Raw genomic sequence first — 3,242 nt, 5'->3', positions numbered from 1 at the left:
AGTTGGCGTACGTGATGCACACCTCCGGCTCCACCGGAAAGCCCAAGGGCATCGGCATCACCCACCGCTCCATCCTCGACCTCGCCCTCGGCGGCACCTTCGACACCGACGCCCACCACCGGGTCGCGGTGCACTCGCCGACCGCCTTCGACGCCTCCACCTACGAGTTCTGGACCCCGCTGCTCTCCGGCGGCTCGCTGGTCATCGCCCCCGCCGGACGCCTCGGGATCGCCGAACTGTCGGACCTCTTCGGCCGCCGACGGGTCTCCGGCGCCTTCATCACCGCCGGACTCTTCAACGTGCTGGCCGCCGAGGCCCCGCAGTCCTTCGCCGGGATGCGCGAGGTGTGGACCGGCGGGGACATCGCCTCCCCGGCCGCCCTGCGGCGCGTCCTGGAGGCCTGCCCGGGCCTGCGGGTGGTGAACGCCTACGGTCCGACCGAGACCACCACCTTCGCGACCCGCCGGACGATGACGTCCCCCGACGAGGTCCCGGCCGCCGTGGTGCCGATCGGCCGCCCGCTGCCCAACACCCGGGCGTACGTGCTGGACGACACCCTCCAGCCCGTCCCGGCCGGCGTCCCCGGCGAGCTGTACCTCGCCGGCCCCGGCCTCGCCCGCGGCTACGTCGGCCGCCCCGGGCTGACCGCCGAGCGCTTCACCGCCTGCCCCTTCGACGGGCCCGGCGGCCGGATGTACCGCACCGGCGACCTCGTCCGCTGGACCACCACGGGCGAACTGGAGTTCGTCGGTCGAACGGACGACCAGGTGAAGGTCCGCGGATTCCGGATCGAACTCGCCGAGGTGGAGGCGGCGTTCGCGGCCCACCCGGCCGTCCGCCAGGTCTTCGCGACGGTCCGCCAGGACCGACCCGGCGACAAGCGCCTGGTCGCCTACGTCACCGGCACCGCGCCGCTGGACGAACTGCGCGCCTTCGTCGCCGACCGCCTGCCCGCGTACATGGTCCCGGCGGCCGTCATGCCCCTGGACGCCCTGCCCGTCAACTCCAACGGCAAGGTCGACCGCCGGGCCCTGCCCGCCCCCGACTACGCCGCCGCCACCACCGGCCGGGCCGCCCGCAACGCCACCGAGCAGGCCCTGTGCGCGCTCTTCTCCGAGGTCCTCGGCGTGGCCGGACCGAGCATCGACGACAACTTCTTCGACCTCGGCGGGCACTCCCTGCTCGCCACCAGGCTCGCCAGCCGGATCCGTGCCGCCCTCGGCGTCGAACTCCCGATCCGCACCCTCTTCGACACCCCCACCATCGCCGGGCTGGCCCGGCACCTCGGCGGGAGCACCACCGCGCCGCTGCGGACCGGCCTCTCCCGGCGCGCGCGCCCGGAGCTGGTGCCGCTCTCCCCCGCGCAGCAACGGCTCTGGTTCATCGACCAGTTCGAGGGCCCGAGCGCCCTCTACAACACCCCCTTCGCGATCCGGCTGAGCGGCGCGCCGGACCCCACCGCGCTGGCCGCGGCCCTGGGCGACGTGGTGGCCCGGCACGAGGTGCTGCGCACCACCTTCCCGACCACCGACGGCCGCCCCCACCAGCTGGTCGCCGACACCGCCGAGCCCGCCCTGACGCTCACCCGGGCCGCCGACGAGACCGAGCTGGCCGGCCTGCTGACCGCCGCCATCGGCCACTCCTTCGACCTGTCCGGCGAACTCCCGCTCCGGGCAAACCTGTTCTCGCTGGACGACGACCAGCACGTCCTGCTGCTCCTGCTGCACCACATCGCCAGCGACGGCTGGTCCGTCAGCCCGCTCTTCCGCGACCTGGACGCCGCCTACCGCGCCCGCCTCACCGGTACCGCGCCGCAGTGGGAGCCACTGCCCGTCCAGTACGCCGACTACACCCTCTGGCAGCACGACCTGCTCGGCACCGAGGAGGATCAGGACAGCCTGCTGGCGCGGCAACTCGCCCACTGGACAGAGTCCCTGTCCGACGTCCCGGAGGAGCTGGCGCTCCCGTACGACCGCCCGCGCCCGGCCGCGCCCAGCCACCGGGGCGAGCTGGTCGAGTTCACCGTGGACGCCGAACTGCACCGTCGGCTGGTCGAGTTGGCCACCACCACCCGGGCCAGCCTGTTCATGGTCCTCCAGGCCGCCGTCGCCACCCTCTACACCCGCCTCGGCGCCGGCACCGACCTGCCGCTCGGCACCCCCGTCGCCGGCCGCACCGACGAAGCCCTCGACGACCTGGTCGGCTTCTTCGTCAACACCCTGCTGCTGCGCACCGACACCTCCGGCAACCCGACCTTCCGCGAACTCCTCGACCGGGTCCGCCGGGCCGACCTCAGCGCCTTCGAGCACCAGGACGTCCCCTTCGAGCGCCTGGTCGAACAGCTCAACCCCACCCGCACCCCCGCCCGCCACCCGCTCTTCCAGACCCTCATCGCCCTGGAGAACCAGGCGCGGGCGCCGCGCACCTTCGGTGAACTGGACTGCCAGGAGGTGGAGTTCGACCTCAACGTGGCCAAGTTCGACCTGTCCTTCGGGTTCACCGAGCTGACCGGCGCCGACGGACCGGACGGCGCGGGCGGGCTGTCCGCCGCGATCGAGTACGCGGTGGACCTCTTCGACCACGCCACCGCCGCCACCCTGGCCGAGCGCCTGCTGCGCGTCCTCGCCTCCGTCGCCACCGACCCGGACGCGCCGATCGGCGGGATCGAGATCCTCGGCCACGAGGAGCGCGCACACCTGCTCACCGGCCTCCACGGCCCGACCGCCGCCCTGCCCACCGGCTCCGTCCCCGAGCTGTTCGAAGCCCGCGCCGCCGCCACCCCCGACGCCGTCGCCCTCGTCTCCGGCGACACCGAACTCAGCTACGCCCAACTCAACACCCGCGCCAACGCCCTGGCCCGACGACTCCTCGACACCGGCGTCCGCACCGAGACACCCGTCGCCCTCCTGCTGGAGCGCTCCCCCGCCCTCGTGATCGCCGTCCTCGCCGTCCTCAAGGCCGGCGGCAGCTACGTCCCCCTCGACGACGCCCAACCCGAGGACCGCCTCCGCGCCGTCCTCACCGACGCCCACGCCACCATCGCCGTCACCGACCGCGACCACCCCGCACTGACCGGCCTCACCACCCTCACCGTCGACACCGACGGCGCCGACGACACCGCCGACAACCTCCACCTCCCCATCGACGCCGACCAGTTGGCGTACGTGATGCACACCTCCGGCTCCACCGGAAAGCCCAAGGGCATCGGCATCACCCACCGCTCCATCCTCGACCTCGCCCTC

General features: G+C 73.6%; 1 protein-coding gene. It reads left to right on the top strand.

The window, feature by feature from the left end:
- Positions 1–3,242: amino acid adenylation domain-containing protein (locus AB0O91_RS41150; RefSeq protein WP_363444682.1), on the top strand; the 3,242-nt coding region annotated here is incomplete at both ends.

It is taken from the genome of Kitasatospora sp. NPDC089797, assembly GCF_040684795.1.
Lineage (GTDB): Bacteria > Actinomycetota > Actinomycetes > Streptomycetales > Streptomycetaceae > Kitasatospora.
Note: the sequence above shows the minus strand (reverse complement) of the source record. Positions and strands in the feature narration are given on the sequence as shown.